Genomic DNA, 1,577 nt, shown 5'->3' with positions numbered 1-1,577 from the left:
CACTCATACGATCGCCCGGGGTGAGACACCCCGGGCGATCGTGCGTGGTCTCACCACCCGGACCCGAAGACACCGCCACCGCGTCGCCGCACGGCCGCGGCGCTCTTCACCGAACGCGTCCGTAGAAGGCGGGATCCACCCAGTAGAAGACACTCTGCACCTCGATGTCCTTGCCTGAACGCGGTGCATGGATCATCTTGCCGTCGCCGATGTACAGGCCGACATGGTAGACGCCGGACTCCTGACCGTTGTCCGACCAGAAGATCAGGTCGCCCGGCCGCATCTCGGAATACGAGATCCGGTTCACCGCTTGGGCCTGCGCTACGCTCCAGTGCGGCAGACTCTTGCCGCCGGCTTCCCAGGCCCGCATCGTCAGCCCAGAGCAGTCGAAAGAGCTCGGCCCCGACGCGCCCCACTCATAGGGCTTGCCGACTTGCTGGTGGGCGTAAGCCACGGCCGCATCCGCGCCAGACGACGGCGGGGCGGGCTGTTCAGGCTCGTCCGGTTCGTCAGGCTCTTCCGTCTCATCGGGCCGTTCCGGCTCGTCGGGTTCTTCCGTCTGGTCAGGCTGCTCAGGCTCTTCCGGACGGTCGGGCTCGTCGGGTTCTTCCGTCTGGTCAGGCTGCTCAGGCTCTTCCGGACGGTCGGGCTCGTCGGGCTCTTCCGGCTCGTCAGGCTGCTCAGGCTCTTCCGGCTCGTCAGGCTCCTCCGGCGATTCCGGGCGGTCCGGCTCTTCTGGCCCATCGGTCTCGTCCGGTGGCTGGTCGGTCGGTGTCGGGGCGGCCGTGGGCTCGTCATCGGGTTCGTCGGCAGGATCCCGCGGCTCAGGGCCCTCCTCTGCCTCACGTTCCCGCTCGGCCCTCTCCTGGTCCTCGAGCGCCTGCTGCCTCTCCTCTTCGAGAGCGACGGTGGTACCACGCGCGTCTGCGAGCTCAGCGATCAGCTGCGCCCGTTCCGTCTCCGCTGCTGTGGCCCGCTCCTCCTCCTGCGCGAGGAGCGCCGACGCCTGCTCGTGTGCCTGCTCAGCGCGATCGGTCGCCCGCTCGCGCTCATGCAGCGCGTCCTCAGCTTCGGCGGCTGCCTCCTCGGCCACCTCGGTGGCCTCGATCGCCTGGTCGACCGCGCCGGCCTGCGACGCTGTGACCGAACGGAATGCGGTGACGTTGTCACGCAGCGACTCGCCTGTCTTCGACTCCAGGATCATGCGCAGCGTCGCGAGGTCACCGCCGTTCTGGTATGCGGCCGCAACGACCTGGCCAAGCGCACGCCGAGCTTCGGCAGCGAGCTCAGCCTTCTCCTCGGACCGTTCTCGGGCCGCCGTCTCGTCGTCCTCGGCCTGCGCCAGCTCCACCCGAGCACCGTTGTAGGCCTCGACCGCCTTGGCCGCCTCGACACGCAGCCGGTCGATCTCGGCCGTGATGTCAGCCAGCCGCGCTTCGGCAGCACCGACCGCGGCACCCGCGTCGCGCTCCGCATCTCGCGCGTCGTCGATCTCTTCCTGGCTCGGAGGCGTCGGCTCGGCCACCGCCGGAACCGTGCCATAGGCCGCCACGGCACAGGCGACAACGCCGATCAAC

1 protein-coding gene is annotated in these 1,577 nt (G+C 69.2%); it reads right to left on the bottom strand.

Features of this window, described 5'->3' with window-relative positions; genetic code table 11:
- Positions 1 to 106: 106 nt before the first annotated feature.
- A partial coding sequence (locus tag ELR45_RS14275) for a C40 family peptidase (RefSeq protein WP_205856581.1) occupies positions 107 to 1,577 on the bottom strand: 1,471 nt, incomplete at its 5' end.

The organism is Phytoactinopolyspora endophytica (genome assembly GCF_004138495.1).
GTDB classification, from domain to species: Bacteria; Actinomycetota; Actinomycetes; order Jiangellales; family Jiangellaceae; genus Phytoactinopolyspora; species Phytoactinopolyspora endophytica.
This window is presented reverse-complemented; position numbering and strand designations above follow the sequence as displayed.